Consider the following 26,101-nt stretch of genomic DNA (forward strand, 5'->3'; position numbering starts at 1 on the left):
TGCTCGCGATAGCGGTGTGTCAGATAACAATTATGTTGACTGACACACCGCTATCGCGAGCAGGCTCACTCCTACAGTAGTTTTTGGTGTCTGGAAGTTATTTGGTCTTCTTCGGGATTCGGACGAGGCGGGTATCCGAATAGATGTCATGCCAGGTGCGCTTCTGCTTGTCATACAGCGACCAGAAGAATCCCAGCCCTACGCACAGCCACGACGCAATCGACACCATAAACCGCAACAGCGCCTGCCACAGGCTGATCGCCGTGCCATTGGCGTTCTGCACGCGAATGCCCCACACCTGCATGCCCAATGTCTGCCCGCCATGGGTCCAGAACTTGGCGAAGAACGCAAACAGCACCAACAGCAGCACGGTGGAGTAGAGCGGATCACCGTCGAGCTTGCCGGCATCGGTCATTACCCGCAGACGCTCTTCACCGATGATCGCGGCCTGGATCATTTTGTAAACGAAGCCGGTGACGATCAGCAGTGCGGTGCACAGCAGAAAGTCATAGAACATTGCTGCCAGGCGACGACCTAGGCCAACGGGAGGGAAGTCCCCTTGGGGCGTGAGCAGGTTTTTCGACATGGCAGCCTCTGGATGCAAAATGAAGCGCCATTTTACGGATTCGCGCGTACAAAAAAGCCCCTGATATCAATATCAGGGGCTTTTTCGTAACAGAAAATCAGGCTTCTGCTTGTACTTCGTCAGCCTGCATGCCTTTCTGGCCCTGCACAGCAACGAAGGTCACTTTCTGGCCTTCTTTCAGGCTTTTGAAGCCGTTGCCCTGAATGGCGCGGAAATGCACGAACAGATCCGGACCGCTTTCTGGAGTGATAAAACCAAAACCTTTCTCGTCGTTAAACCACTTGACGGTACCGCTCTGACGTGTGGACATTTCTTATTTCCTTTGACGCAAAAATTGATGACAGTCTCTTTCTCATGAAAGAGTACTGGGGCTGGTTGCAGGAGAGTAAGAAGACGTCGAACGGGATGTAGCTAACTTGTAGGCTACTGCCCAGGTCACGATTCAAAGCTGACCCATGCAAACACAGTGGACAAACTCTACGCCAACTACGGGAGAAAAAACAAGCCCCGTGAAGAGCCCGGTTTTCCTACGCTTGCTGGCACTTAGTCGGTTCGCTACTGCGGTCTTAGACGATTCGCTTGTCCAATTGTTTTCGAACGTTATAAGCAAAGTTCAAATGCGAATCGAATGTTAGAAAATGCACTTTTTTGTGGCGATTGCGTTACACATTAGTGCACGCATAACGCAATCGCGTTACTTATAGAAACAGTCAATCAACCGCGATAGTAGCGTTGTGGAACAAATGGCATTTTGCTTACAAGCATTTGCACCTTTTTCCCACGAACGATGGCCCAGACCGGTGTGTCGAGTGTTACATAAGCACTGTCGAGGTAACCCATCGCCAGCGGCCCGCCCAAGGTCGGACCGAAACCGCCACTGCACACGCTGCCGATGATTTCTCCGGCTTCGTTGACGATTTCCGCGCCTTCACGCACAGGCGTACGTTCTTGCGGCAGCAGGCCGACGCGTTTGCGCGCGACGCCGTTCTGTTGTTGAGCGAAAACAGTCTCTGCCCCCGGGAAACCGCCAGCCCGTGCGCCATCAGCGCGGCGCGGCTTGGAAATCGCCCACAGCAGGCTCGCTTCGATTGGCGTGGTCTCGGTGTTCATGTCGTGGCCGTACAGGCACAGGCCGGCTTCCAGACGCAGCGAATCGCGGGCACCGAGGCCGATGGCCTGGACTTCCGGTTCGGCGAGCAGGGCGCGGGCGAGTTTCTCGGCATCGGCAGCCGGAATGGAGATTTCGAAACCGTCTTCACCGGTGTAACCCGAACGGCTGACGAAGCAATCCACGCCGAGCAACGACACGCGGTTGAATTGCATGAAGGTCATCTTTGCTACTTCCGGCGCAAGACGCGCCAGCACTGAAACGGCCGTCGGGCCTTGCAACGCGAGCAGCGCGCGCTCTTCGAACAGCGCCGTAATGGTGCACTGATCGCCAATGTGTTGTTGCAGGTGAGCCAGGTCCTGATCCTTGCACGCGGCGTTGACCACCAGAAACAGTTCATCGTTGCCGAGGTTGGCGACCATCAGGTCATCGAGAATGCCGCCGTTGTCGTTGGTAAACATCGCGTAACGCTGCATGCCCACCGGCAGATCGATGATGTCCACCGGCACCAGGGTTTCCAGGGCTTTGCCGGCGTTGGCGCCGGTCAGGCGAATCTGGCCCATGTGCGAGACGTCAAACAGCCCGGCCTGCTCACGGGTGTGTTGGTGTTCTTTCATCACGCCAAGCGGGTACTGCACCGGCATGTCGTAGCCGGCGAACGGCACCATGCGGGCGCCGAGTTCGAGGTGCAGAGCGTGCAGCGGGGTTTTCGACAGTTGTTCGGTGGACATGCGTGGCTCCTTGAAAATGTGGTTCGAGGGTCGGGGCTAGATCAAGATCAAAGGCCCCTCACCCCAGCCCTCTCCCGGAGGGAGAGGGAGCTAGTTACGTTTCTCTCCCGGGGGAGAGGGGGCTAAGTACGATCGTCTCCCTGAGGGAGGCCGAGTTGAATAAGGCTCAGCATTCGATAATGTTGACCGCCAGACCGCCGCGGGCGGTCTCTTTGTATTTGCTTTTCATGTCGGCGCCGGTCTGGCGCATGGTGCGGATGACTTTGTCGAGGGAGACGAAATGCTGGCCGTCGCCTCTCATGGCCATGCGTACCGCGTTGATGGCTTTCACCGAACCCATGGCATTGCGCTCGATGCACGGCACCTGCACCAGTCCGCCAATCGGGTCGCAGGTCAGACCGAGGTTGTGTTCCATGCCGATTTCCGCGGCGTTCTCGACTTGCTGCACGCTGCCGCCGAGCACTTCGCACAATGCCCCGGCCGCCATCGAACAGGCCACGCCGACTTCACCCTGGCAACCGACTTCGGCGCCGGAGATCGAGGCGTTTTCCTTGTAGAGAATGCCGATGGCCGCCGCCGTCAGCAGAAACCGTACGACGCCGTCGTCATTCGCGCCGGGGATAAAACGCATGTAGTAATGCAATACCGCCGGAATAATCCCCGCCGCGCCGTTGGTCGGTGCGGTAACCACGCGGCCACCATTGGCGTTTTCTTCGTTGACTGCCAAGGCGTAGAGGTTGACCCAGTCGAGCACCGACAACGGATCGCGCAACGCTGATTCCGGGTTTTTGCACAGTTGCCGATGCAGCGCTGCCGCACGACGTTTGACCTTCAAGCCGCCCGGCAAAATACCTTCGTTACGGCAACCTGCAGCCACGCAGTCCTGCATCACCTGCCAGATGTTCAGCAGTCCGGCGCGGGTTTCCGCTTCCGGGCGCCAAGCGCTTTCGTTGGTCAGCATCACCTGGCTGATCGACAGACCGTAGGTGGCGCAATGACCGAGCAAGTCTTTGGCACTTTTGAACGGGAAGGTCAGCGGTGTGGCGTCTTCGACGATGCGGTCGGCACCGGCGGCATCCTCGTCGACGACGAAACCACCACCCACCGAGTAGTACTCACGGCTGCGAATCTGCAGGCCCGCCGCATCGAAGGCGCGGAAGATCATGCCGTTGGGGTGATAGGCCAACGGCTTGCGGATCATTGCCAGGTGTTCTTTCTCGTTGAACGCAATGCTGTGCTCACCGAGCAGATTCAGTCGGCCGTTGCCGCGAATTTCTTGCAGGCGTGCGGCGACGGTTTCGGTATTGACGGTGTCGGGGTGTTCGCCTTCGAGGCCGAGCAACACGGCTTTGTCGCTGCCGTGACCTTTACCCGTGGCGCCGAGGGAACCGTAGAGTTCGACGCGAACGCTGGCGGTGGTGGTCAGCAGATTTTCACGTCGCAGGCCTTCGGCGAAACGCGCAGCAGCACGCATCGGGCCGACGGTGTGGGAACTGGAGGGGCCGATGCCAATCTTGAACAGGTCGAACACGCTTAACGACATGAGTGGTTCTCCGGTTTCTTGTTATAGGAATTGGCGAAACATCAGGCTTGATGCGTTCCTTGTGGGAGCTGGCTTGCCAGCGATGGCGGTGGGTCAGGCAACAAAGATGTAGGCTGATCCACCCTCATCGCTGGCAAGCCAGCTCCCACAGGGATTTGTGGTGTTCTGGAGAAAGAGGCAGGTATTCCTGCCCCTCATTCCTTTAAGCGTAGCTTTCGATCGACGGGCAGGCGCACACCAGGTTGCGATCGCCGAAGACGTTGTCGACGCGACCGACCGGCGGCCAGTATTTACCTTCAATCAACGACGCAACCGGGTAAACGGCCTGCTCGCGGCTGTACGGGTGAGTCCACTCGCCAACCAGTTCCGCCGCGGTGTGCGGAGCGTTCTTCAGCGGGTTGTCGTCCTTGTCCAGCGTGCCGTTTTCCACCGCGCGGATTTCTTCGCGGATGCGGATCATCGCGTCGCAGAAGCGATCCAGTTCTTCCTTGGATTCGCTTTCGGTCGGCTCGATCATCAGCGTGCCCGCTACCGGGAACGACATGGTCGGCGCGTGGAAACCGAAGTCGATCAGGCGCTTGGCGACGTCATCAACGCTGATGCCGCTGCTGTCTTTCAACGGACGCAGATCGAGAATGCACTCGTGCGCCACCAGACCGTTGCTGCCGGTGTACAGGACTGGGTAGTGCTCTTCGAGGCGACGGGAAATGTAGTTGGCGTTGAGGATCGCCAGTTGCGAAGCGCGTTTCAGACCGGCGCCGCCCATCATGCGAATGTACATCCAGGTGATCGGCAAAATACTTGCGCTGCCGAACGGTGCCGCGCAGACCGCGCCTTCCTTGCGTTCCATCTGGCCGTGGCCCGGCAGGAACGGAGTGAGGTGCGACTTCACGCCAATCGGACCAACGCCCGGGCCGCCACCGCCGTGCGGGATGCAGAAGGTTTTGTGCAGGTTCAGGTGCGAGACGTCGCCGCCGAACTTGCCCGGTGCGCAGAGGCCGACCATTGCGTTCATGTTGGCGCCGTCGATGTACACCTGACCGCCGTTGTCATGAATGATCCCGCAGATTTCGCGGATGCCTTCTTCGAACACGCCGTGGGTCGACGGGTAAGTGATCATCAGCGCGGCGAGGTGTTCGCGGTGCTCGATGGCTTTGGCACGCAGGTCTTCGATGTCGACGTTGCCGCGCGCATCGCAGGCGGTCACGACCACGCGCATGCCCGCCATGTTGGCGGTGGCCGGGTTGGTGCCGTGGGCGGACGAGGGGATCAGGCAGATGTCGCGGCGTTCATCGCCACGGCTCTGGTGATAAGCACGAATCGCCAACAGGCCTGCGTATTCACCTTGCGAACCGGCGTTCGGTTGCAGCGAGATCGCGTCGTAACCGGTAGCGGCGCAGAGCATCGCTTCCAGTTCATCGGTCAGTTGCTGGTAACCGGCACTTTGCGCGGCCGGGGCGAACGGGTGCAGGGCACCGAATTCAGCCCAGGTCACCGGGATCATTTCGCTGGCGGCGTTGAGTTTCATGGTGCACGAACCCAGCGGGATCATGGTGCGATCCAGTGCCAGGTCTTTGTCCGCCAGTTTGCGCAGGTAGCGCATCAGCTCGGTTTCCGAGTGATAACGGTTGAACACCAGGTGGCTGAGGATTGGCGACTGACGTACCAGCGAGGCTGGAATAGTGCTCTGCACGGTCGCAGCAAGTGCAGCGAAGTCCGGCAGGGTCTTGCCGTCGGCGAACAGGCCCCACAGGGTTTCAATATCCGCCTGGGTGGTGGTTTCGTCGACCGACAGACCCAGACGCTGAGCGTCGATCACGCGCAGGTTGATCTGTGCAGCGTGCGCCTTGTCGTGCAGCGCTGCGGTGTGTGCGCCGGTGGCCACGGTCAGGGTGTCGAAGAAACTGGCTTGTTCGACATTAGCGCCCAGCGCGGTCAGGCCCTTGGCCAGAATCGCGGTCAGGTGATGCACGCGGTTGGCGATCTGCGTCAGGCCTTTCGGGCCGTGGTAGACGGCGTACATGCTGGCGATGTTGGCCAGCAGCACCTGCGCGGTGCAGATGTTCGAGGTGGCCTTCTCGCGGCGGATGTGTTGCTCGCGGGTCTGCATCGCCAGACGCAGCGCAGGCTTGCCGAAGCGGTCAACCGAGACACCGACCAGACGGCCCGGCATATCGCGTTTGAACGCATCTTTGGTGGAGAAGTAAGCCGCGTGCGGGCCACCGAAGCCCAGCGGCACGCCGAAGCGTTGCGCGGAACCGATGGCGACGTCAGCGCCGAACTCGCCCGGGGCGGTCAGCAAGGTCAGGGCCAGCAGGTCGGCGGCGACGGCGACCAAGGCGTTGGCGGCGTGGAAGCGTTCGGTCAGTTCGCGATAGTCGAACACATCACCGTTGCTCGCCGGGTATTGCAGCAGTGCGCCGAAGAACGGCGTCACGTCAGTCAGTTCACGCTCATCGCCGACCACAACGTCAATGCCCAGCGGCTCGGCACGGGTGCGCAGCACGTCGAGGGTTTGCGGGTGGCTGTGGATCGAGGCGAAGAATTGGTGGCTGCCCTTGTTCTTGCTCAGGCGTTTGCAGAAGGTCATGGCTTCGGCAGCGGCGGTGGCTTCGTCGAGCAGCGAGGCGTTGGCGATCGGCAGGCCGGTGAGGTCGCTGATCATGGTCTGGAAGTTCAGCAGCGCTTCGAGACGGCCTTGGGAAATTTCTGGCTGGTACGGCGTGTAAGCGGTGTACCAGGCCGGGTTTTCCAGCAGGTTGCGCAGGATTGGCGACGGCGTGTGGCAGTTGTAGTAGCCCTGGCCGATGTAGGTTTTGAACAGCTGATTTTTGCCAGCGATCGATTTGATCATCGCCAGGGCATCGGCTTCGCTGAGGCCATCGTCCATGCCGAGCACGCTGGTGCCCTTGATGCTTTCCGGGATGACACTGGCGCTCAGCGCTTCGAGCGAGTCGAAGCCGAGGCTGTTGAGCATGGCTTGCTCGTCACCGGCGCGCGGGCCGATGTGACGGGCAATGAATTCGTTGGCGGTGCCAAGGTTTACTTGAGTCATGTCGGTGTTCCTCAGGCTTCGGCTTGGGCTTTGATCAGACGGTCGTACGCGTCCTGATCGAGCAGTTTGCCGACAGCGGCGGCGTCGCTTGGCTGGAAGCGGAAGAACCAGCCTTCGCCCAGCGGATCTTCGTTGACCAGTTCCGGGGCATCTTCCAGCGCCGGGTTGACTTCCAGTACCTCGCCGTCGAGGGGCATGTACACGCCGCTGGCGGCTTTTACCGATTCCACGGTGGCGGCTTCGGCGCCTTTTTCGTAAGCCTGCAGCTCAGGCAGTTGCACGAACACCACGTCGCCCAGGGCGTTCTGCGCGAAAGCGGTGATGCCGACAGTAACGCTGCCGTCAGCTTCGGTGCGCAGCCATTCGTGATCTTCAGTAAAACGCAACTCGCTCATGGAAACTCCTCAGGGGCCAGACTCGTCTGGTGGACGCGGTGGAATAGTCGGGCGCGAAGGCCCTTATTTATGAGGGGTTGATTAGCAAGAATGCGGCCAAGGTTTGTTTGTCTTTATAAATCAATGGTTTAAATGTTGCAGGGGTCGACAAGGCAGGCATGTCTGTAGCGAAATCGCTACAGCATAGAGCGAGGATAAAAGCTGAACGGGATCAAAGCCTTGCACTGCGGTGATCGGAGGTGCGTGTAGCGATATCGTTCCGCTGTAGCGCTTTCAGTACAGGTGGAGGTCGTTTTTAGCGTGGATCGAAAGACTGCTGAAAAACCTGTGGGAGCTGGCTTGCCAGCGATCGCGGTGGGTCAGACACCATCGATGGTGCCTGTGCCGACGTCATCGCTGGCAAGCCAGCTCCCACAGGTATGAGGTGATCTCAGGGTTTGTTGGGAATGCCGTACTTGCGCAGGCGATGGGCGATGGCCGTGTGCGAAGTTTGCAGGCGGCTGGCCAGTTGCCGGGTCGAGGGGTAGCTGACGTAGAGTTTTTCCAGCAGCGTTTTTTCGAACGACTCGACCGCTTGTTCGAGGCTGTCGACATCGCTGTCGGTTTGCCGCGCCACCGAGGTACCGGCAATGTCGAGGTCGCCAATATCCACCAGGCTACTCTCGCAAATCGCCGCCGCGCGGAAGATCACGTTCTGCAATTGCCGCACGTTGCCCGGCCAGCGATTGCCGAGCAGGGCCGGGTAAGTCCCCGGGGCGAGGCGGCAGACCGGGCGCTGAATCTGCGCACAAGCCTGCTGCATGAAATAGCGGGCCAATAGCAAAATGTCCTGGCCGCGCTCGCGCAGTGGCGGCACCTCTACGTTGAGCACGTTGAGGCGATAGAACAGGTCTTCGCGGAACAAGCCTTCGCTGACCATTTTTTCCAGATCGCGGTGGGTCGCGCTGAGGATGCGTACGTTGACCTTCACTTCGCGATCACCGCCCACGCGGCGGAAGCTGCCGTCGTTCAAGAAACGTAGCAGCTTGGCCTGCAAGTACGGCGACATCTCGCCGATCTCATCGAGAAACACCGTGCCCTGGTTGGCCAGTTCCATCAGCCCCGGTTTGCCGCCGCGCGCTGCTCCGGTGAAGGCGCCGGGGGCGTAGCCGAACAGTTCACTTTCGGCGAGGTTCTCCGGCAGCGCTGCGCAGTTCAACGCCAGAAAAGGAGCGCTGTGCCGCGCACTGATCGCGTGGCAGGCACGGGCGACCAGTTCTTTGCCGGTGCCGGTTTCGCCTTGAATCAACAGCGGTGCGTCGAGGGCGGCGACTCTTTGAGCGCGGGCCTTGAGGGTGCGGATTGCCGGGGATTCTCCGAGCAATGCATCGAAACCTTCGGCATGGTCGTGGTGCAAGGCCGAGAGTTGTTCGCCGATGCGGTTCGGTTGATACAAGGTCAGCAGGGCGCCAGCGTCGGTGATCGGCGTGGCATCGAGCAACAAGGTCTGACCGTTGACGGTGATTTCGCGCAGCGGCAAACGGAAGCCGTGTTCGAGCAAGGTGTCGAGCAGCGCGGGATCATTGAACAGTTCTGCAACACTCTCACCGGCCGGTTCGCGACCGTACAACGCGATCAACGCCGGGTTGGCCAGCAGCACCTTGCCGGCGCTGTCGAGCGCCAGCACCGGATCGGTCATTGCCGCCAGCAACGCGTCGAGCTGCAAGTGCCGACGCTGGCCAGGGAGGATGTCGACCACGGTTACCGCCTCGACGCCGAGCACGCGAAACAAAGCATCTTTCAGCTCTTCGAGCACTTGCGGGCTCAACGTTGGCGCGTCGATGTAGACGTTTGGCGGGATCATCTCCACCGCATCCAGATTGAGATTGCGCCCACCGAGGATAGCCAGGACTTCCTGGGTGATGCCGACGCGGTCGATGAAACTGACGTGGATACGCATGGGGCGGTTCAGTGATCTGCAGAGCGGAGGGTGGCAAGTATGCCTTGGGCTTGGAGAGAGGTGAAAGCAAAAGCACCCTCACCCCAGCCCTCTCCCAGGGGGAGAGGGGGACTGACCGAGGTGTCTGAGGTTTGACATCGACCTGAAAGAACCAGTTGATTATGGATTCGGTAAAGCAAGTTCAGGTCGGTGTAACTCTGAAGCATTCCCCAATCAGTCCCCTCTCCCTTTGGGAGAGGGCTAGGGTGAGGGGCTTTTGCGGGTTACTCGAAATGCTCAAGATTGACCGGATCCCCGGATTTCATATCAAGTTGCTTGCGGATGTCTTCAAACATCATGTCGTAATGCTTGTGCACCGAACCGATCTGACTGTGAGTCTTGGGAATGCCGTACTTCTCGGCGATTTTCGTCACGTTGTTGGCAAAGTTGTAGGCCTCCTCTTTGGGCAGGAAGAAGGTCTCTTTCATGTCCTTGCCCTGAAGGTTGCCATGCATCGTGAACTGGATGCCTTTGCCTTTTTGCGGATCGGTGAACACTTCATAGTCGAGGTGCACGTTGTAACTGACGTCATCCGGCGTCAACGCATGCCGCTCAATGTGCAGATGACCGGGTTCAAACTGGGCCATGGGTTTCTCCTTTCAAGGCATGGGAGAAGGGCAGACCCTCGGTCTGCCCCCGGAGTTTCTGATTATCGGTAAGTGATGCCCGGCTTCGCCGTGGTCACGCGAGTACCGGCAGTGCCCTGAACGATGGCTTCGATATCCGCCAGCGAACCGATCACCGCGACCTTGCCAGTATGGCGCGCGAATTCGCAGGCTGCCTGCACCTTGGGCCCCATCGAGCCGGCGGCGAAACCGAGGCGTTCGAGTTCATCCGGGTGCGCTTCGGCAATGGCTTTCTGCGTCGGCTTGCCGTAATCGATGAACGCCGCGTTGACGTCCGTGGCGATCACCAGCAGGTCGGCTTCCAGTTGTTCGGCGAGCAGCGACGAGCACAGGTCCTTGTCGATCACCGCCTCAATACCCTTGAGATTACGGTTCTCGTCATACATGGTTGGAATCCCGCCGCCACCGGCGCAAATCACGATGCTGCCCTTGTCCAGCAGCCACTTGATCGGGCGGATTTCGAAGATGCGTTTTGGTCGTGGACTGGCCACCACACGACGGAATTTGTCGCCGTCCGGGGCAATTGCCCAGCCTTTGTCGGCGGCGAGTTTTTCCGCTTCGGCCTTGTCGTAGACCGGGCCGATCGGCTTGGTCGGGTTCTGGAAGGCCGGATCCTTGGCGTCGACTTCAACCTGGGTCAGCAGGGTGGCGAATGGCACCTCGAAATCAAGCAGGTTGCCCAGTTCCTGTTCGATGATGTAGCCGATCATGCCTTCGGTTTCGGCACCGAGCACGTCCAGCGGGTAAGGGCTGACGGAGGTGTAGGCCGCCGCTTGCAACGACAGCAGGCCGACTTGCGGGCCATTGCCGTGGGCGATGACCAGTTGGTTGCCGGGATGGATCTTGGCGATTTGCTCGGTGGCGATGCGGATGTTGGCGCGCTGATTGTCAGCGGTCATCGGTTCACCACGGCGGAGCAGGGCGTTACCGCCCAGCGCTACGACGATACGCATAATGCATGTCCTTTTCGTGTTGATCGTTCCCACGCTCTGCGTGGCAATGCCGCCACGGACGCTCCGCGTCCACTGTGACGCAGAGCGTCACGGGATGCATTCCCACGCGGGAGCGTGGGAACGATCATGGATCAGCAGTGGTTACAGATCAGCCAGGGTCGAGACCAGAATCGCCTTGATCGTGTGCATGCGGTTTTCCGCTTGCTCGAAGGCGATGCAGGCTGGGGACTCGAACACGTCGTCGGTCACTTCGATGCCGTTGGCCAGGTGCGGATACTGCTCGGCAATCTGTTTGCCGACCTTGGTATCGCTGTTGTGGAACGCCGGCAGGCAGTGCATGAACTTGGTGCGTGGGTTGCCGGTGGCTTTCATCAGCTCTTTGTTGACCTGATACGGCAGCAGTTGCTGGATACGTTCAGCCCAAGCCTCAACCGGCTCGCCCATCGATACCCAAACGTCGGTATGGATGAAGTCGACACCTTTGACGGCGGCTTTCGGGTCTTCGGTCAGGGTGATGCGCGCACCGCTTTCTTCCGCGTATTTGTTGCAGCGCTCGACCAGATCGTCATGCGGCCACAGCGCTTTCGGCGCGCAGATGCGCACGTCCATGCCGAGTTTGGCGCCGACCAGCAGCAGCGAGTTGCCCATGTTGTTGCGCGCGTCGCCCAAGTAGGCGTAGCTGATTTCATGGATTGGTTTGTCGGCGTGTTCACGCATGGTCAGCACGTCGGCGATCATTTGCGTCGGGTGATATTCATCGGTCAGGCCGTTGAACACCGGCACACCGGCGAATTTTGCCAGCTCTTCGACGATTTCCTGTTTGAAGCCACGGTATTCGATGGCGTCGTACATGCGCCCGAGTACGCGGGCGGTGTCTTTCATGCTTTCTTTGTGGCCGATCTGCGAAGAGTTCGGGTCGATGTAGGTGACGTTGGCGCCTTGGTCATAGGCCGCCACTTCGAACGCGCAACGGGTGCGGGTCGAAGTTTTTTCGAAGATCAGGGCGATGTTGTTGCCCTTCAGGTGTTGCTGCTCGGTACCGGTGTATTTCGCGCGTTTGAGATCGCGGGACAGGTCGAGCAGGTAACGCAGCTCACGTGGGGTGTGGTGTTCCAGGCTGAGCAGGTTACGGTTGTGAATGTTGAACGCCATGATGATTCTCCTTGGATTCGGTAATCGGCCCGGCCGCTACGGGATGGGTGCGGCCGGGGAGATGGTCGTTTAGTAATCGATTGGGTCACGCACGATCGGGCAGGTCATGCAGTGGCCGCCGCCACGGCCTCGGCCCAGTTCACCGGCGCTGATGGTGATGACTTCCACGCCGGCCTTGCGCAGCAGGGTGTTGGTGTAGGTGTTGCGGTCGTAGCCGATGACCACGCCCGGTTCCACGGCCACCACGTTGTTGCCGTCGTCCCATTGCTCGCGTTCGGCGGCGAAGCTGTTGCCGCCGGTTTCCACCACGCGCAACTTCGGCAAATTGAGGGCTTTGGCCACGGTGTCGAGGAAAGTGCCTTCTTCGCGGCGGATGTCGATGCCGCCCTGTTTGCTTTCGTCAGGGCGCAGGGTGAAGGCGACGATCTGATTCACCACTTCCGGGAAAATCGTCACCAGGTCGCGGTCGCAGAAACTGAACACGGTATCCAGGTGCATCGCCGCGCGGGACTTCGGCAGGCCGGCAACGATGACTTTTTCCACGGCTTTGTTTTTGAACAGGTTCAGCGCCAGTTGGCCGATGGCCTGACGCGATGAGCGCTCGCCCATGCCGATCAACACCACGCCGTTGCCGATTGGCATGACGTCGCCGCCCTCGAGGGTGGAGCTGCCGTGGTCCTTGTCCGGGTCGCCGTACCAGATCTCGAATTCGGCGTTGGTGAACTGCGGGTGGAATTTGTAGATGGCGGTGGTCAGCAGGGTTTCCTGACGACGTGCTGGCCAGTACATCGGGTTCAGCGTCACGCCACCGTAGATCCAGCAGGTGGTGTCACGGGTGAACTGGGTGTTCGGCAGCGGCGGCAGAATGAAGCTGGAGTGGCCGAGGAAATCGCGGAACATCTGGATGGTCTTGCCGCCGAAACTGTCCGGCAGATCATCGGCGGAGACGCCGCCGATCAGGAATTCGGCGATGTGTCGCGGCTCGAGGCTTTTCAGCCAGGACTTCACTTCGCTGATCAGGCCCAGGCCCACCGAATCGGCGGTGACCTTGCGCTCAAGAATCCAGTCCAGCGCCTCAGGGATGGCGACGATGTCGGTCAGCAGGTTATGCATTTCCAGCACGTCGATGCCGCGCTCGCGCATCTTGGTGACGAAGTCGAAGTGGTCGCGCTTGGCCTGAGCCACCCAGAGCACGTCGTCGAACAGCAATTCATCGCAGTTGTTCGGGGTCAGCCGCTGATGGGCCAGACCTGGGGAGCACACCATGACTTTGCGCAGTTTGCCGGCTTCGGAATGTACGCCGTACTTAACTTTTTCCGTGGTCATTTCAGATCCTCCAGATAACAATTCAATCAGGGATTACAGAGTCAGGAAGCCGTCGTAGAGACCGTAGGCAGCCACCAGGGCACCCACGACCACTGCGGCGAAAATCAGCTTCTCGACGTTAGTGAAAATCGGTTGTTTGAGTTCCAGCTTGGCTTTGGCGAACAGGATCGCGCCAGGTGCGTAGAGCAGGGCCGAGAGCAGCAAGTACTTGACCCCGCCGGCATACAGCAGCCACACCGCGTAGATCAGCGCGATGCCGCCGATAATCAGATCCTTGCGTCGCTCGGCCGCGAAGCCTTCGTAGCTCTCGCCGCGCACCGCCAGCAGCAGGGCATAGGCCGCCGACCACAGGTACGGCACCAGAATCATCGAGGTGGCGAGGTAGATCAGCGACAGGTAAGTACTGGCCGAGAACAGCGTGATGATCAGGAAGATTTGCACCATCGCGTTGGTCAGCCACAGGGCGTTGACCGGCACGTGGTTGGCGTTTTCCTTGCGCAGGAACTCCGGCATGGTGTGGTCTTTGGCAGCGGCGAACATGATCTCCGCACACAGCAGCACCCACGACAGCAGCGCACCCAGCAGCGAGATGATCAGGCCGACGCTGATTAGCACCGCGCCCCAGTGACCGACCACATGCTCGAGCACGGCGGCCATCGACGGGTTCTGCAGTTTCGCCAGTTCCGGTTGGGTCATGATGCCCAGCGACAGCACGTTCACCAGCACCAGAAACAGCAGCACGGTGATGAAACCGATCACGGTGGCTTTGCCGACGTCCGAGCGTTTTTCCGCACGGGCCGAGAAGATGCTCGCACCCTCGATGCCGATGAACACCCAGACGGTGACCAGCATCATGTTGCGCACCTGGTTCATCACACTGCCCAGATCCGGGTTTTTGATGCCCCAGATGTCGGCGGTGAAGATGTCCAGTTTGAAGGCGAACACCGCGATCAACACGAACAGCAGCAGCGGTACGACCTTGGCGACCGTGGTCACCAGGTTGATAAACGCCGCTTCCTTGATCCCGCGCAGCACCAGAAAGTGCACGGCCCACAGTAAAACCGAGGCGCCGATTACCGCAGCAACGGTGTTGCCTTCACCGAAAATCGGGAAGAAATAACCGAGGGTGCTGAACAGCAGAACGAAGTAACCGACGTTGCCCAGCCAGGCGCTGATCCAGTAACCCCAGGCGGACGAGAAACCCATGTAATCGCCGAATCCGGCCTTGGCGTAGGCGTAGACACCGCCGTCCAGGTCAGGCTTGCGATTGGCGAGGGTTTGAAAGACAAAAGCGAGGGTGAGCATGCCGACAGCGGTGATGGCCCAACCGATCAGTACTGCACCGACGTCGGCGCTGGCGGCCATGTTTTGTGGCAAAGAAAATATCCCGCCACCGATCATTGAGCCGACTACCAATGCAACCAGTGCACCTAGTCGTAGTTTTCCGGGAGCTTCAGACATTGCATGACTCCATTGCAGGAGAGAAGAGATCACAGCGTAGTTCTGTTGTCTGTTCAAACAGCTGACTTAGATCAGTGCATGGTCACATTCCATTGTTAATGAATGACTTAGGCTTCGACTGAAGGCATAAATACTCTGCCCGCAAGGCCCGTCCTAGAGGCGTTGTGGCTACATTGTTGGGAATGGCTATTATTACTTTCGAATTATCACGCTAGTTCTTTTTCAGCTTTTGGCAAATTTTCAGCGTCTGTTTTCAGTACAGAATTGATTTATCAGGATCAGCGCACAAAACTGTCTTAACGTGCTAGGCGTTAGCGTCATCGGCTATATATAAACAGGCGTTAATTGGCGTTACCTGATAAACGTCATCTACCTTTATCCGTTTAGTTAATAGTTGTTACAAATGCACGCTCACCACACTTCAAAGGGAAACTGAAATGTCGCAACCGACGCAAAAGCTGCGATTAGGCGCGTTGATCGCCCTGGTGGTGGGTTCGATGATTGGCGGGGGGATTTTCTCGCTGCCGCAGAACATGGCGGCACGCGCCGATGCCGGGGCGATCCTGATCGGTTGGGGCATCACGGCGATCGGCATGCTGACTCTGGCGTTCGTGTTCCAGACGTTGGCCAATCGCAAACCCGAGCTGGATTCCGGCGTGTACGCCTACGCCAAGGCCGGGTTTGGCGACTACATGGGTTTCTCGTCCGCGTGGGGTTACTGGATCAGTGCGTGGCTGGGCAATGTCGGCTATTTCGTCCTGCTGTTCAGCACCCTGGGGTACTTCTTTCCGGTGTTCGGTCAAGGCAACACGCCAATCGCCATCGGCTGCGCCTCGGTGCTGCTGTGGGCCGTGCATTTTCTGGTGATGCGCGGGATCAAAGAGGCGGCGCTGATCAATCAACTGACCACGGTGGCCAAAGTCGTGCCGCTGATCATGTTCATCGTCATCGCCGCCATCGCATTCAAGGCTGACATTTTTACCCGCGACATCTGGGGCACCAGCAACCCGAATTTCGGTGGGGTGATGGATCAGGTGCGCAACATGATGCTGGTCACGGTGTTTGTGTTCATCGGCATCGAAGGCGCCAGTGTGTACTCGGCGCGGGCGGAGAAACGCAGCGACGTCGGCCGCGCCACGGTGATCGGTTTTATCGGTGTGCTGGCGCTGCTGGTGCTGGTCAACGTGCTGTCGCTGGGGATCATGAGCCAGCCGGAACTGGCGAATCTGCAGAACCCGTCGCTGGCGGCGGTGCTCGAGCACATTGTCGGGCCGTGGGGCGCGTTGCTGATCAGCATTGGCCTGGCGATTTCCCTGCTCGGCGCGTTGCTGTCCTGGGCCTTGCTGTGCGCGGAAATCCTCTTCGCCACGGCCAAGGACAAGACCATGCCGGCGTTCCTGAAAAAGGAAAACAAGAACCATGTGCCGGTCAACGCGTTGTGGCTGACCAACGCGATGATCCAGATTTTCCTGTTGATCACGCTGTTCTCGGCGGGCACTTACACCAGCCTGATTTATCTGGCCTCGTCGATGATTCTGGTGCCGTACCTGTGGTCGGCGGCGTACGCGGTGCTGCTCAGCGGGCGCGGCGAAACTTACGAACACGCCTCGGCTGAGCGCACCAAGGATCTGCTGATCGGTGGCATCGCCCTCGGTTATGCGGTGTGGTTGTTGTATGCCGGTGGGGTGAAGTATTTGCTGTTGTCGGCGTTGCTGTATGCGCCGGGGGTGATCCTGTTTGCCAAGGCCAAGCATGAGGCGGGCGAGCCGTTGTTCACTCATGTCGAGAAGGGCATTTTTACCTGCGTGGTCATCGGCGCGGGGTTGGCAGCGTATGGGTTGTACAGCGGTGTGTTGTCGTTGTGAGGTTGTCGCTTGCCTATGCACCGCCGTATGACTGGGAGGCGATGTTGGGGTTTCTCGCGGCGCGGGCGGTGGTCGGGATGGAGGCCGTGGGCGATGGCGTGTATTCGCGCAGCATCGGGTTAAACGGTGTTCACGGCACGGTTTCGGTCTGGCTAGGGACGGCGGATGCGCTGGAGGTCGAGCTGGACTTTCCTGATCCGGCAGCCGTGCCCGAGATCGTTGTCAGGTTGCGGCGGATGTTTGATCTGGATGCGGATCTGGCGCTGAGGCAAGGGCATCTGGCGAATGATCCGTTGCTGGCGCGGTTGATTGTCGAGCGTCCGGGGTTGCGCATTCCCGGTGCGTGGGATGGATTGGAGTTGGCGTTTCGCGCGGTGCTTGGGCAGCAGATTACGGTGGTGGCGGCGATTCGTCTGGCGGGGAAACTGGTTGCGCAATATGGCGCGCCGCTGGATTCCACCGTGCCCGGATTGACGCATGTATTTCCCGAGGCGCACGTAATGGCGGCGGCAGATCTGGCAGCGTTGGGCATGCCGAAAAGTCGTGGGCGCACGTTGTCGAGCGTGGCGCAGACGTTGCTGGATGAACCTTCGTTGTTTGAGCCGAATCGCGAGGGTGGCGTGGCGCGGTTGTTGGCGCTGCACGGGATTGGCGAGTGGACGGCGCAGTACATCGCGTTGCGGCAGTTGCGGGATATGGATGGGTTTCCCCATGGTGATGTCGGGTTGCTGCGGGCGCTGGAAGTGCTGGAAGGCAAGCGGCCGACAGCGCGGGAATTGTCGTTGCGCGCTGAGGCGTGGCGGCCTTATCGAGGGTATGCGGCGCAGTTGTTGTGGACGTCTTTGAGCCGGGCAGATTGATACATCATCGCTCGGCCTGAAATTGCAGCCCTCACCCCAGCCCTCTCCCGGAGGGAGAGGGGGCCGACCGAGGTGTCTTGCGTTTTACATCGACCTGAAAGACCGAGTCGATTATGGATTCAGTGCCGATCGTTCAAGTCGGTGAGTGTCTTCAGTATCCCCGAATCAGCCCCTCTCCCGGAGGGAGAGGGGGCCGACCGAGGTGTCTTGCGTTTTACATCGACCTGCAAGACCGAGTCGATTATGGATTCAGCGCCGATCGTTCAAGTCGGTGAATGTCTTCAGTATCCCCGAATCAGCCCCTCTCCCGGAGGGAGAGGGGGCCGACCGAGGTGTCTTGCGTTTTACATCGACCTGAAAGACCGAGTCGATTATGGATTCAGCGCCGATCGTTCAAGTCGGTGAATGTCTTCAGTATCCCCGAATCAGTTCCTCTCCCGGAGGGAGAGGGGGCCGACCGAGGTATCTGGCGCTGTCCATCGACCTGCAAGACCAAGTCGATTATGGATTCCGAATCAATCGTTCAAGTCGGTGAATCTCTTCAATATCACCCGATCGGTCCCCTCTCCCTCTGGGAGAGGGTTAGGGTGAGGGGCTTTTAATTCCACTGTGGGTGATGAGAACCCAGCTCTGTAGCCGGCAACGCCCACTGAATCGGCGTGCCGCTGATCTTCACCGGCACCTGCAAACGATGCGCCGGGCCCCAAGGGGTCTGTTCCAGAAATGAACCCTGATCCTGCTCATCTTCCGCTCGCAATGCCTCACTTGTCCCCGGCCCATGCTCGATCAACAACTTCGCCGTCCGCGCCAGCGACAACCGCGCCGAGCCACCGCGTCCGGTGTTCAAACGCTCGGTCAACAGTCGGAGCGCACTCGCCGCCATCAAATACCCCGTCGCATGATCCAGCGCCTGCACCGGCAATGGCGTCGGTTTCTCAGCCTGCTGCCAGCGCTGGCCGGCCTCGGCGATGCCGCTGCTCATCTGCACCAAACTGTCGAAGCCCCGGCGGTTCTGCCACGGGCCGTTCCAGCCGTAGGCGTTGAGGGCGACATCGATCAGGCCCGGTGCCAGATGGCGACGGCGCTCAACGCCGAAACCGAGATTGTCCAAAGCGTCGGCGCGGTAACCGTGCAGCAAAATATCGGCGTCTTTCAACAAGCCTTCGAACACCGCGCGATCCACCGGATCCAGCAAGTTCAGCCGCGCGCAGTGTTTGCCGAGGGTCATTTCCGGAACGACACCAGGCTCATTCCAGGTCGGGGAATCGATGCGCAACACGTTGGCGCCAAGGCCAGCGAGAAAACGGCTGGCGGTGGGGCCGGCGAGCACGCGTGTCAGATCCAGCACCCTGATCCCGGCCAACGGTTGCGCCACCGAGCCTTGCCACGCTTGGTGCTGTTCATCCTGCGAGTCAAGGAAATGCACCAGCGGCTCGGCATTCACCGCGAGTCCCTGCGGATGCTTCTGCCATTGCGCCCAACTGCGCATTTCGGCGGCGCAGCCCTGGGCCTCGACCACCGCTTGTTCCAGATCCGTACTCGTCCATTGCGCGACTTTCGCCGCCATTGCATCACGGTCGGCGCAGGCGCCGAGCACACGTTCAGCGGCGGCGCGGTGATGTGGAGCGTTGGTGTGCAGGCGGATCCAGCCGTCGCGGGTCGCGTAGTCGCCGGCGATCGGGTCCCACAGCGGTGGCACCTGCCAGCCGATTGGTCGCAGCGAGCTGGAGAACCAGAACGAGGCCAATCGACGGTCGACTGCAACGGCCGGCAAATGGCCTGACTGCTGCTGGATCAACTCGCTGACGGTCTGACCGGCAGCAGCGATGCTGGCGCAGGCAAGCTCCGTGACGGCGAACGCCGAGGGCAGGGCGCCTTGCTCGGTGAAAGGAATCGGTGTGCGAGGCAAGCCGAGTGCGGCTTGAATGGACGTGAGTAAATCAGTCATCGAAGGCCCTCCGGAGCGAGAGGGCGATGATAGTGCAAAACAATCCCGTGTCAGATGAAATCCCCGATTGCAGGGTTGCCACTTGACCCTGTGGGAGCTGGCTTGCCAGCGATAGCGGAGTGTCAGTCAACAATGTACTGACTGATGTGCCGCCATCGCTGGCAAGCCAGCTCCCACAAGGTTTTGTGGTGGATTGAGTGGCGGGCTCAGACGCGAAACTGATCCATCAATTTCATCTGCTGACTCGCCAGGGCATTGAGCTGGCTGCTGATCGCCGCCGACTCAGTAGCCTGCTCGGTCAGGGTTTCAGTCACGGTACGAATCGCCGAAACGTTGCGATTGACCTCTTCGGCGACCGCACTCTGCTGCTCAGCCGCGCTGGCAATCTGCAGGTTCATGTCGCTGATCACCGTCACCGCATCACTGATCTTGCCCAGCGCATCCACCGCCTGACGAATCTGCCCGGCGTTGTTGTGTGCCTGAGTCTGGCTCGAATGCATGGTCGCGACCACGCCACGGGTGCCTGTCTGAATCTTCTCGATGACTATGCGAATTTCTTCCACCGAATCCTGCGTGCGCTTGGCGAGGTTGCGCACTTCGTCGGCAACCACGGCAAAACCACGGCCGCTCTCACCGGCGCGGGCCGCTTCAATCGCCGCGTTGAGCGCCAGCAAATTGGTCTGTTCGGCGATACTGCGGATCACTTCCAGCACCGAGCCGATCTGCTCGCTGTTGACTGCCAGCGCTTCAACTTCGGTCACCGCTTTGCTGACTTCTTCGGCCAGTTGATTGATATCGCGGGTGCTGCGCTCGATGATCGACATGCCGTCCTTGGCCGACTGATCGGCACCTTTCGCCGCATTGGCAGCGTTGGATGCGCTGTTGGCGACGTCGTGGGCGGTGGCGCTCATTTCGTTGGAAGCGGTGGCGACCTGATCGATCTCGCGGAACTGCACCTGCATGCCTTCGCTGGTCTGGCGGGCGATTTCCGAAGACTGGTCGGCGGTGCCGCGCGCCTCGGTGATGCTCTGTTTGATCTGCGCGATGGTCGGTTGCAGCTTGTCGAGGAAACGGTTGAACCAGTTCACCAGTTCGCCCAGTTCATCCTTTTTGCTGTAGTTCAGCCGTTGGGTCAGATCACCTTCGCCGCTGGCAATGTTCTTCAGCATCTCGGCAACGCTATTGATCGGGCGAGTAACGCCGGACGCAGTCAGCCAGATCAGCAACAGGCCGACCAGACCGGCAACCACGGCGACCAGCAGCGCGGTGATCACGCCGGTTTCCTGAGCATCGTCGAGTACCGCTTGCAGCTTGACCGAATCGGCCAGCAGCACTTGTTTTGGCAGGTCGATGACTACGCCCCAGGCGCGTGAGTTACCGATCGGATCGACCGGGTATACGGCGCGAATCAGATCGCCCTGTTCGAGAATCTTCGGTGTGCCTGAGCTCAGCAGTTGCAGTACGTCCTTGCCATCGGCGCCGAGAGTGTCGCTGATCTTTTTGCCGACCTTGCTCGCGTCGGAACTGTCAGCACCGAGCACGCCGCTGCCGGAAACAATCAGCATGTGCCCGGCGTTGTTGAACAAGTTGCGCTGGGAATCCACGGCCGCTGCTTGCAGGGCATCGAGGGCGATGTCGACACCGACCACGCCGATGGCCTTGCCGTCGACGATCAACGGCACGGAAATGGTCGTCATGAGCATTTCCTTGCCACCGACGGTGTCGGCATACGGGTCGAGCAGGCAGGTGCGCTTGGCATCGCGAGGGCAGGTGTACCAGCTGTTGTACGGCGTGCCGCTGACGCTGAGGGTGGTTTTGGTCAGGTCTTCTTCGACCATGATCGTGTTCAGCGAGGCGCCAGCGGCGCGGCTCCAGTACGTGGCAAAACGTCCGGCTTCGTTGGACTGGCGCGCAGCATCGTTGGCGAACTCGCTGTCCTTGCCGTCGAGAGCGTTCGGTTCGAAAGCGAGCCAGATGCCGAGCACTTTATCGTTGCGCTCAAAAGCGGTTTTCAGGCTCAGGTTCAACTCTTCGCGCAAGGCACCGGCGTCCAGCGAACGCTTGGCGGCCATGACGCGCATGTCCTTGATCTGGTCAGCCAGGGCAGTGATCACCGTCAGGCTTTCGCCGAAGGTTTTCTGCACCCGCACGGCTTGCTCGGCGGCTTTGGCTTGCAACAGATTCTGCACGCTGGCGGTGAGCAATTTATTGCTCGAGTCACTGACCAGTTGGTCGTTCTGGTTGGTCTGGTAGATGTTCATGCCGACGATCAGCGCAACCACACCGAGCAGGCACAGGCCGGAGAGCAGAACGATTTTCAGGCGAATGGACAGAGAGTCGAACATGGGGCGATCTCGCGAATGAATAAACGGGTGGCAGGCGGATATGAACTATCCGGTTCGCCAAATCCATTCAGCGCCATGCAATGCTCATCGGCGTGGAAGCAGAGGGCATGAGGCGCGTGCCGACGGACGGTCAGCGCTAAACGTTTGCGCAGGAGAAAGTGCTGAAAAAGCGATTAATTACAGGGATGTTTCAGTGTGGATACGGGGGCGGGTTCACGCGGGAATCGATTCCGGACGCGACCAGATCCACAGATTGCCCAGGCTCATCCCGGCAATCGCCAGATAGACCGGCCAGCCGTGATCGAGCATCACCAGCATTAACGTCGCGCAAAGCAACATGCTCACTGTCGCGCTGACTTTGGCCTTGCGCGCGATGATCTTGCCGTTGCGCCAATTGCTGAGGATCGGTCCGAACAAGCGATGGTTTTCCAGCCAGGCACTCAGGCGCGGCGAGCTGCGGGTCGCGGCCCAGGCGGCAAGAAGGATGAACTCGGTGGTCGGCAGGCCGGGCACGACGATGGCGATCAGGCCAATGCCAAGGCTGACGTAAGCCAAGAGGCCGAACAGCACGCGGGCGAGTTTCGTGGAGGCGGGTTGCGGCATGGGCTACGCGGTGGCTTCTGAAGCGGAATGGAGATCTTACAGGCTTACGCAGTTCCCCTGTAGGAGCTGCCGAAGGCTGCGATCTTTTGATGTTGTTTTCAAGATCAAAAGATCGCAGCCTTTGGCAGCTCCTACAGGGGGATGTGTGTTGTGTCAGGCCGGCTCAGCTTCTGTGGCGTAAGCCTGTTCCAGCAACACGGTGAAGCGGTTGAACGCGTCGATCGCGCCTTGCTCCACTTCAGCTTCTTCTTCAGCAGTGAAATGCAGCGAATCGAGGGTGCGCACGAAGCTTTTCCAGCCTTCGGCACGGCCACCTTCAGGCTCACCCAGGTGACGGGCACCGAAGGTTTCGCTCAGCTCCAGCGCCACCGCGCGTTTGATCAGGAATGCCGCACCGAGCTTCGAACCTTCGGAAACAAAGATCCAGCCCAGAGCACGAGCCTTGCTCGGGTTTTTCACCGCGCCTGCTACCGGGGCCGGTACTTCGGTTTCCAGGTCCGCGAGGTCAGCCTTGGCCGCTTCGGCGCGGCAGCGGGCCGGCAGATCAGGCACGATGGCGGTCAGTTCAGCGTTGTTGTACAGGTCGACCAGTTCCGACTGGAACAGGTACTGCGCGACGACGAAACGGGCGAAATTGGCGCGGGTCTCGAACGGCGCGTGGGCTTTGACCAGGGCGTCGAGCTTGCTGTGCGGCTCGTGGGTGATCTGGTTCAGGCGTTGTGAACGCAGGGCTTTTTCCGATGTGCTCATGACATGTCCTTGATAAAAGAGGCGCTTGATAACGAGACGAACAAGGCGACGTGCAAGCGTAAAAAAACCTCACTGCGCGGTGCCTGAACACGCGCAGTGAGGTCGACCGGATCAGATGTCCCAGATCAGATTGATCGCGAAGTTGCGACCCGGTTGGGTCAGGCGATCGAGGTTGGCCGGTTGCGTCACCGACGCTTCGCCGACGCTGTCGTAACCGCGCACGTCATCCCACAGCCAGTATTTCTTGTCGGTCAGGTTGTAGATGCCGCCGCTGACGGTGACGTCGTCGGTGACTTTGTAATAACCGGCCAGATCAAGAATGCCGAAGCCCGGGGTTTTGAACTGGCTGCTGACGCCATCGGGCGACTTGAAGTTGCTGTCGTCGACGCGATCCTTTTTCTTCACCACGGTCCAGCTCAGCAGGCCGCCGTAGTTGTCCTGGTCGTAACCCAGACCGAACACGCCAGTCAGCGGGTTGACGCTGTTGATCGGCTCGCCGTTGTCGTTGTTGCGACCGTAGGCGTAGGCAATCGAGCCTTGGGTGTAGAGGCCTTGCGGCGCGCCAAACGCATCCAGATTCAGACGACCTTTGACTTCCGCACCCTTGATGGTGGCGTGCTTGATGTTGGCCGACTGGAAGGTCAGTTCGTTGCGGCCCGGGGTCACGGCGTCTTCGTTAATGAAATCGCGGTACTTGTTGTAGAACACCGCTACGTCGAACGAACCTTGTTCGAAATTGCCGCGCAGACCGGTTTCATAGCTTTTGCTTTTTTCCGGTTCCAGGTCGGGATTCGGCGCCACGCTGTAACCAGTGGTGGTGTTTTCGAAGCGGCCGTACAGGGCTTTCGCGGTCGGGGTGCGGAAGCCTTCGGCGTATTGACCGTACCAGGTGTAGTTTTCGGTCAGGGCGTAGGTCAGGCCGAATTTCGGCGAAACTTTGTGCCAGGTCTTGTTCTTGTCGCTGACCGTGCCTTGGCCGTCAGCCGCCACGGTGTTGAGGAATTCCTGGGTGATGTGCGGCTTGAGCTGGGTGTAGTCGTAGCGCAGGCCCGGCAGGAAGGTCCAGTTGTTCCAGCTGATCTGATCCTGAGCGAACACGCTGTAGGTGTTGATGGTCGGGTCCGGGAAGTCGGTGGCTTTGGCCAACACGTCCGCGGTACTGGTCGCGCCGATGGCGGTGCAGCCACGACCGACGGCCAGGCAAGTGCCGTCGCCGCTGCGCGAGCCGGTGACTTTCTGTTGCTTGATGGTGGTGCCGTAAGTCAGCACGTGATCGGTGGCGCCGAGGGCGAACGCCTTGTCCAGCTGCGCGTCGAAGACCCACTGTTTCTCTTCGTAAATCGTGTCGCGAGTACGCAGCACTTTACGGGTGATCGGGTAGTAGAACTCAGTGGTGCTCTGGTCGGTTTTGGCGATCTGGTGGTTGAGGCTCCACTTCACGTTATCGACCAGCAGGCTGTCGAGGGCGAACGAGTGCTCGATGCCGAAACGCTCACGGGTGATCGTGTCGTTACCGGTGCGCCACTGATACATGCCGCCGGGGAGCACGCTGTCGGGGATAGTCGGGGCGCCGTTGAAGTACGGGCCGCCGTAAGCGCTTTTCTGATCGGTGTCGCGATCGTCCTTGTACTTTTCGTAGGTCAGACCCAGACGCGAATCTTCGTTGTAGTTCCAGCCGATCTTGGCCAGTACGTTGTAGGCGTTGACGTCTTCCGGGTTGGCGGCGGTGCGCTCAAGGCCGGTGCCATTGTTGCTGCCGTAGGAATCGGTCTCGTGCCCGTCGCGCTGGCTGTAGTGCAGCAAACCGTCGAACTGGTCGGCGCGGCCGGCAACGGTAGCGGACTTCAGCCAACTGTCATCGGCCGAGCTGTAACCGCTTTTCAGACGGGCGCCGACGTCTTTGCCTGGCTTGATGATGTCGTCGGCATCAAGGGTGTAATAGCTGACGGCGCCGCCGATGGCGTTGCTGCCGTACAGCACCGAGGCCGGGCCCCGGAGGATTTCCACGCGTTTGACGATTTCCGGGTCAACGTAATTGCGCTGAGTCTTGGCGTACGGACCGTTGAAGAAACCGTCCGGGACTTCGACGCCGTCAACCTGGGTCAGGATGCGGTCGCCATCGATACCGCGAATGTTATAGCCGCTGATACCGCCACGCTGACCGGCGCCGCCCACGGAAACACCCGGCTCGTAACGCACCAGATCCTTGATGGTGTTGACGTTGTTGCGGTCCAGATCCTGACGGGTCTGCACGGTGACGGTGGCCGGTACGCTGTTGACCGACTGCTCCTGGCGGGTGGCGCTGATGGTCACCTGATCCAGATTGAGCGTGCCACTGGCGTTGCGCTTTTCCAGCACTACGTTGTTGTTGCTGATTTTGCGGAAGCTCAGGTTGGTCCCCACCAACAGGCGCTCAAGGGCTTTTTCCGGGGACAGCGAGCCACGCACGCCCGGCGACGACACGCCCTGACCCAGTTCTGCCGGCAAGCCGACCTGCCAACCGGTCACGGCAGTGAAGGCGTTGAGCGCCGACACCAGTGGCTGCTGGCCGATGGCGAACGAGTAATCGCCCATGTTGCGCGTCGGTTGCTCGGTGGCAGCCATCAGCGGCGCGGTGCCGGCCATCAGAATGGCCGCGGTCAGCAGCGACAAGACGCGGGATGGGGAGGAAGTCTGGCGGGTAAGGCGTGAGGACATCGATAGCGCTCCGTGTCGCACGAATCTTTATAGGGGCTGATTGGCTTCGCGTGTTGCGAATCAATTGCATTGGCTATAACGAGACGTACTGACGTTGGCTATCGAGTAAAAATAATTCT

The 26,101-nt window shown here is 59.8% G+C and carries 19 protein-coding genes and 1 pseudogene; 2 read left to right on the plus strand and 18 right to left on the minus strand.

Features of this window, described 5'->3' with window-relative positions:
* Window positions 1-97: 97 nt before the first annotated feature.
* From ACM6IN_RS04630 to arcD (ACM6IN_RS04685), 12 genes are all read right to left on the minus strand, one after another.
* Complete coding sequence (locus ACM6IN_RS04630; RefSeq protein WP_007950167.1) at window positions 98-586, minus strand: RDD family protein; 489 nt, start codon at window positions 584-586, stop codon at window positions 98-100.
* A 97-nt stretch (window positions 587-683) separates the two neighbouring features.
* Complete coding sequence (locus tag ACM6IN_RS04635; RefSeq protein ID WP_003227496.1) at window positions 684-896, minus strand: cold-shock protein; 213 nt, start codon at window positions 894-896, stop codon at window positions 684-686.
* Window positions 897-1,300: 404 nt separating this feature from the next.
* Window positions 1,301-2,425, minus strand: coding sequence for a glycine cleavage system aminomethyltransferase GcvT (gcvT, locus tag ACM6IN_RS04640; protein ID WP_414915500.1), 1,125 nt, complete (start codon window positions 2,423-2,425; stop codon window positions 1,301-1,303).
* A 166-nt stretch (window positions 2,426-2,591) separates the two neighbouring features.
* Window positions 2,592-3,968, minus strand: a complete 1,377-nt coding sequence (locus ACM6IN_RS04645; RefSeq protein ID WP_414915501.1) for an L-serine ammonia-lyase — start codon at window positions 3,966-3,968, stop codon at window positions 2,592-2,594.
* 202 nt (window positions 3,969-4,170) lie between these two features.
* Window positions 4,171-7,023 (minus strand): aminomethyl-transferring glycine dehydrogenase, encoded by a 2,853-nt coding sequence (gcvP, locus tag ACM6IN_RS04650; protein WP_414915502.1) that lies wholly within the window; start codon window positions 7,021-7,023, stop codon window positions 4,171-4,173.
* 11 nt (window positions 7,024-7,034) lie between these two features.
* Window positions 7,035-7,418: a glycine cleavage system protein GcvH gene (gene gcvH, locus ACM6IN_RS04655; RefSeq protein WP_007908049.1), complete on the minus strand. Its 384-nt coding sequence runs from the start codon at window positions 7,416-7,418 to the stop codon at window positions 7,035-7,037.
* Window positions 7,419-7,848: 430 nt separating this feature from the next.
* On the minus strand, window positions 7,849-9,357 hold the full coding sequence (locus ACM6IN_RS04660) for a sigma-54-dependent transcriptional regulator (protein ID WP_095112274.1): 1,509 nt from the start codon (window positions 9,355-9,357) through the stop codon (window positions 7,849-7,851).
* 263 nt (window positions 9,358-9,620) lie between these two features.
* Window positions 9,621-9,983 carry a DUF5064 family protein gene (locus ACM6IN_RS04665; RefSeq protein ID WP_007908047.1) on the minus strand — a complete coding sequence of 121 codons (363 nt, stop codon included), beginning with the start codon at window positions 9,981-9,983 and terminating at the stop codon, window positions 9,621-9,623.
* Window positions 9,984-10,045: 62 nt separating this feature from the next.
* The gene (gene arcC, locus ACM6IN_RS04670) at window positions 10,046-10,975 is read right to left on the minus strand and encodes a carbamate kinase (protein ID WP_414915503.1); all 930 of its coding nucleotides are present in this window, start codon (window positions 10,973-10,975) and stop codon (window positions 10,046-10,048) included.
* A gap of 141 nt (window positions 10,976-11,116) precedes the next feature.
* Window positions 11,117-12,127: an ornithine carbamoyltransferase gene (locus tag ACM6IN_RS04675; RefSeq protein WP_007950113.1), complete on the minus strand. Its 1,011-nt coding sequence runs from the start codon at window positions 12,125-12,127 to the stop codon at window positions 11,117-11,119.
* Between the two features lie 69 nt (window positions 12,128-12,196).
* Window positions 12,197-13,453, minus strand: a complete 1,257-nt coding sequence (gene arcA / locus ACM6IN_RS04680) for an arginine deiminase (RefSeq protein WP_007908043.1) — start codon at window positions 13,451-13,453, stop codon at window positions 12,197-12,199.
* A gap of 33 nt (window positions 13,454-13,486) precedes the next feature.
* Window positions 13,487-14,914, minus strand: a complete 1,428-nt coding sequence (gene arcD, locus ACM6IN_RS04685; protein ID WP_007908042.1) for an arginine-ornithine antiporter — start codon at window positions 14,912-14,914, stop codon at window positions 13,487-13,489.
* 437 nt (window positions 14,915-15,351) lie between these two features.
* Here arcD (ACM6IN_RS04685) and arcD (ACM6IN_RS04690) point away from each other — a divergent pair, with 437 nt between their 5' ends.
* Together arcD (ACM6IN_RS04690) and ACM6IN_RS04695 are read left to right on the plus strand one after the other, a co-directional pair.
* Complete coding sequence (gene arcD, locus ACM6IN_RS04690; protein ID WP_095112272.1) at window positions 15,352-16,779, plus strand: arginine-ornithine antiporter; 1,428 nt, start codon at window positions 15,352-15,354, stop codon at window positions 16,777-16,779.
* Complete coding sequence (locus ACM6IN_RS04695; protein ID WP_095112271.1) at window positions 16,776-17,639, plus strand: DNA-3-methyladenine glycosylase family protein; 864 nt, start codon at window positions 16,776-16,778, stop codon at window positions 17,637-17,639. Before arcD (ACM6IN_RS04690) ends, ACM6IN_RS04695 begins: the two co-directional genes overlap by 4 nt.
* Before the next feature lie 598 nt (window positions 17,640-18,237).
* Here ACM6IN_RS04695 and ACM6IN_RS04700 read toward each other — a convergent pair.
* From ACM6IN_RS04700 to ACM6IN_RS04725, 6 genes and pseudogenes are all read right to left on the minus strand, one after another.
* Window positions 18,238-19,587, minus strand: a complete 1,350-nt coding sequence (locus ACM6IN_RS04700; protein WP_414915504.1) for a CoA transferase — start codon at window positions 19,585-19,587, stop codon at window positions 18,238-18,240.
* Window positions 19,588-19,793: 206 nt separating this feature from the next.
* Window positions 19,794-20,549 carry a methyl-accepting chemotaxis protein gene (locus tag ACM6IN_RS04705; protein WP_414915541.1) on the minus strand — a complete coding sequence of 252 codons (756 nt, stop codon included), beginning with the start codon at window positions 20,547-20,549 and terminating at the stop codon, window positions 19,794-19,796.
* A 150-nt stretch (window positions 20,550-20,699) separates the two neighbouring features.
* Window positions 20,700-21,932, minus strand: a pseudogene (locus ACM6IN_RS04710) (chemotaxis protein); the annotation flags it as partial.
* Between the two features lie 213 nt (window positions 21,933-22,145).
* Window positions 22,146-22,535, minus strand: a complete 390-nt coding sequence (locus ACM6IN_RS04715; protein WP_401046209.1) for a YbaN family protein — start codon at window positions 22,533-22,535, stop codon at window positions 22,146-22,148.
* A gap of 153 nt (window positions 22,536-22,688) precedes the next feature.
* Window positions 22,689-23,285, minus strand: a complete 597-nt coding sequence (locus tag ACM6IN_RS04720) for a biliverdin-producing heme oxygenase (protein ID WP_414915505.1) — start codon at window positions 23,283-23,285, stop codon at window positions 22,689-22,691.
* A 111-nt stretch (window positions 23,286-23,396) separates the two neighbouring features.
* Window positions 23,397-25,982: a TonB-dependent receptor gene (locus ACM6IN_RS04725; protein ID WP_414893486.1), complete on the minus strand. Its 2,586-nt coding sequence runs from the start codon at window positions 25,980-25,982 to the stop codon at window positions 23,397-23,399.
* Window positions 25,983-26,101 lie beyond the last annotated feature (119 nt).

It is taken from the genome of Pseudomonas sp. IT-P395 (assembly GCF_949767675.1).
GTDB lineage: Bacteria > Pseudomonadota > Gammaproteobacteria > Pseudomonadales > Pseudomonadaceae > Aquipseudomonas.

What these genes read in the sequence shown, in the direction of transcription:
- ACM6IN_RS04630 (WP_007950167.1), bottom strand. Translation starts at nt 586, where the DNA reads ATGTCGAAAAACCTGCTCACGCCCCAAGGGGACTTCCCTCCCGTTGGC.
- ACM6IN_RS04635 (WP_003227496.1), bottom strand. Translation starts at nt 896, where the DNA reads ATGTCCACACGTCAGAGCGGTACCGTCAAGTGGTTTAACGACGAGAAA.
- gcvT (WP_414915500.1), bottom strand. Translation starts at nt 2,425, where the DNA reads ATGTCCACCGAACAACTGTCGAAAACCCCGCTGCACGCTCTGCACCTC.
- ACM6IN_RS04645 (WP_414915501.1), bottom strand. Translation starts at nt 3,968, where the DNA reads ATGTCGTTAAGCGTGTTCGACCTGTTCAAGATTGGCATCGGCCCCTCC.
- gcvP (WP_414915502.1), bottom strand. Translation starts at nt 7,023, where the DNA reads ATGACTCAAGTAAACCTTGGCACCGCCAACGAATTCATTGCCCGTCAC.
- gcvH (WP_007908049.1), bottom strand. Translation starts at nt 7,418, where the DNA reads ATGAGCGAGTTGCGTTTTACTGAAGATCACGAATGGCTGCGCACCGAA.
- ACM6IN_RS04660 (WP_095112274.1), bottom strand. Translation starts at nt 9,357, where the DNA reads ATGCGTATCCACGTCAGTTTCATCGACCGCGTCGGCATCACCCAGGAA.
- ACM6IN_RS04665 (WP_007908047.1), bottom strand. Translation starts at nt 9,983, where the DNA reads ATGGCCCAGTTTGAACCCGGTCATCTGCACATTGAGCGGCATGCGTTG.
- arcC (WP_414915503.1), bottom strand. Translation starts at nt 10,975, where the DNA reads ATGCGTATCGTCGTAGCGCTGGGCGGTAACGCCCTGCTCCGCCGTGGT.
- ACM6IN_RS04675 (WP_007950113.1), bottom strand. Translation starts at nt 12,127, where the DNA reads ATGGCGTTCAACATTCACAACCGTAACCTGCTCAGCCTGGAACACCAC.
- arcA (WP_007908043.1), bottom strand. Translation starts at nt 13,453, where the DNA reads ATGACCACGGAAAAAGTTAAGTACGGCGTACATTCCGAAGCCGGCAAA.
- arcD (WP_007908042.1), bottom strand. Translation starts at nt 14,914, where the DNA reads ATGTCTGAAGCTCCCGGAAAACTACGACTAGGTGCACTGGTTGCATTG.
- arcD (WP_095112272.1), top strand. Translation starts at nt 15,352, where the DNA reads ATGTCGCAACCGACGCAAAAGCTGCGATTAGGCGCGTTGATCGCCCTG.
- ACM6IN_RS04700 (WP_414915504.1), bottom strand. Translation starts at nt 19,587, where the DNA reads ATGACTGATTTACTCACGTCCATTCAAGCCGCACTCGGCTTGCCTCGC.
- ACM6IN_RS04705 (WP_414915541.1), bottom strand. Translation starts at nt 20,549, where the DNA reads ATGCAGGTGCAGTTCCGCGAGATCGATCAGGTCGCCACCGCTTCCAAC.
- ACM6IN_RS04715 (WP_401046209.1), bottom strand. Translation starts at nt 22,535, where the DNA reads ATGCCGCAACCCGCCTCCACGAAACTCGCCCGCGTGCTGTTCGGCCTC.
- ACM6IN_RS04720 (WP_414915505.1), bottom strand. Translation starts at nt 23,285, where the DNA reads ATGAGCACATCGGAAAAAGCCCTGCGTTCACAACGCCTGAACCAGATC.
- ACM6IN_RS04725 (WP_414893486.1), bottom strand. Translation starts at nt 25,982, where the DNA reads ATGTCCTCACGCCTTACCCGCCAGACTTCCTCCCCATCCCGCGTCTTG.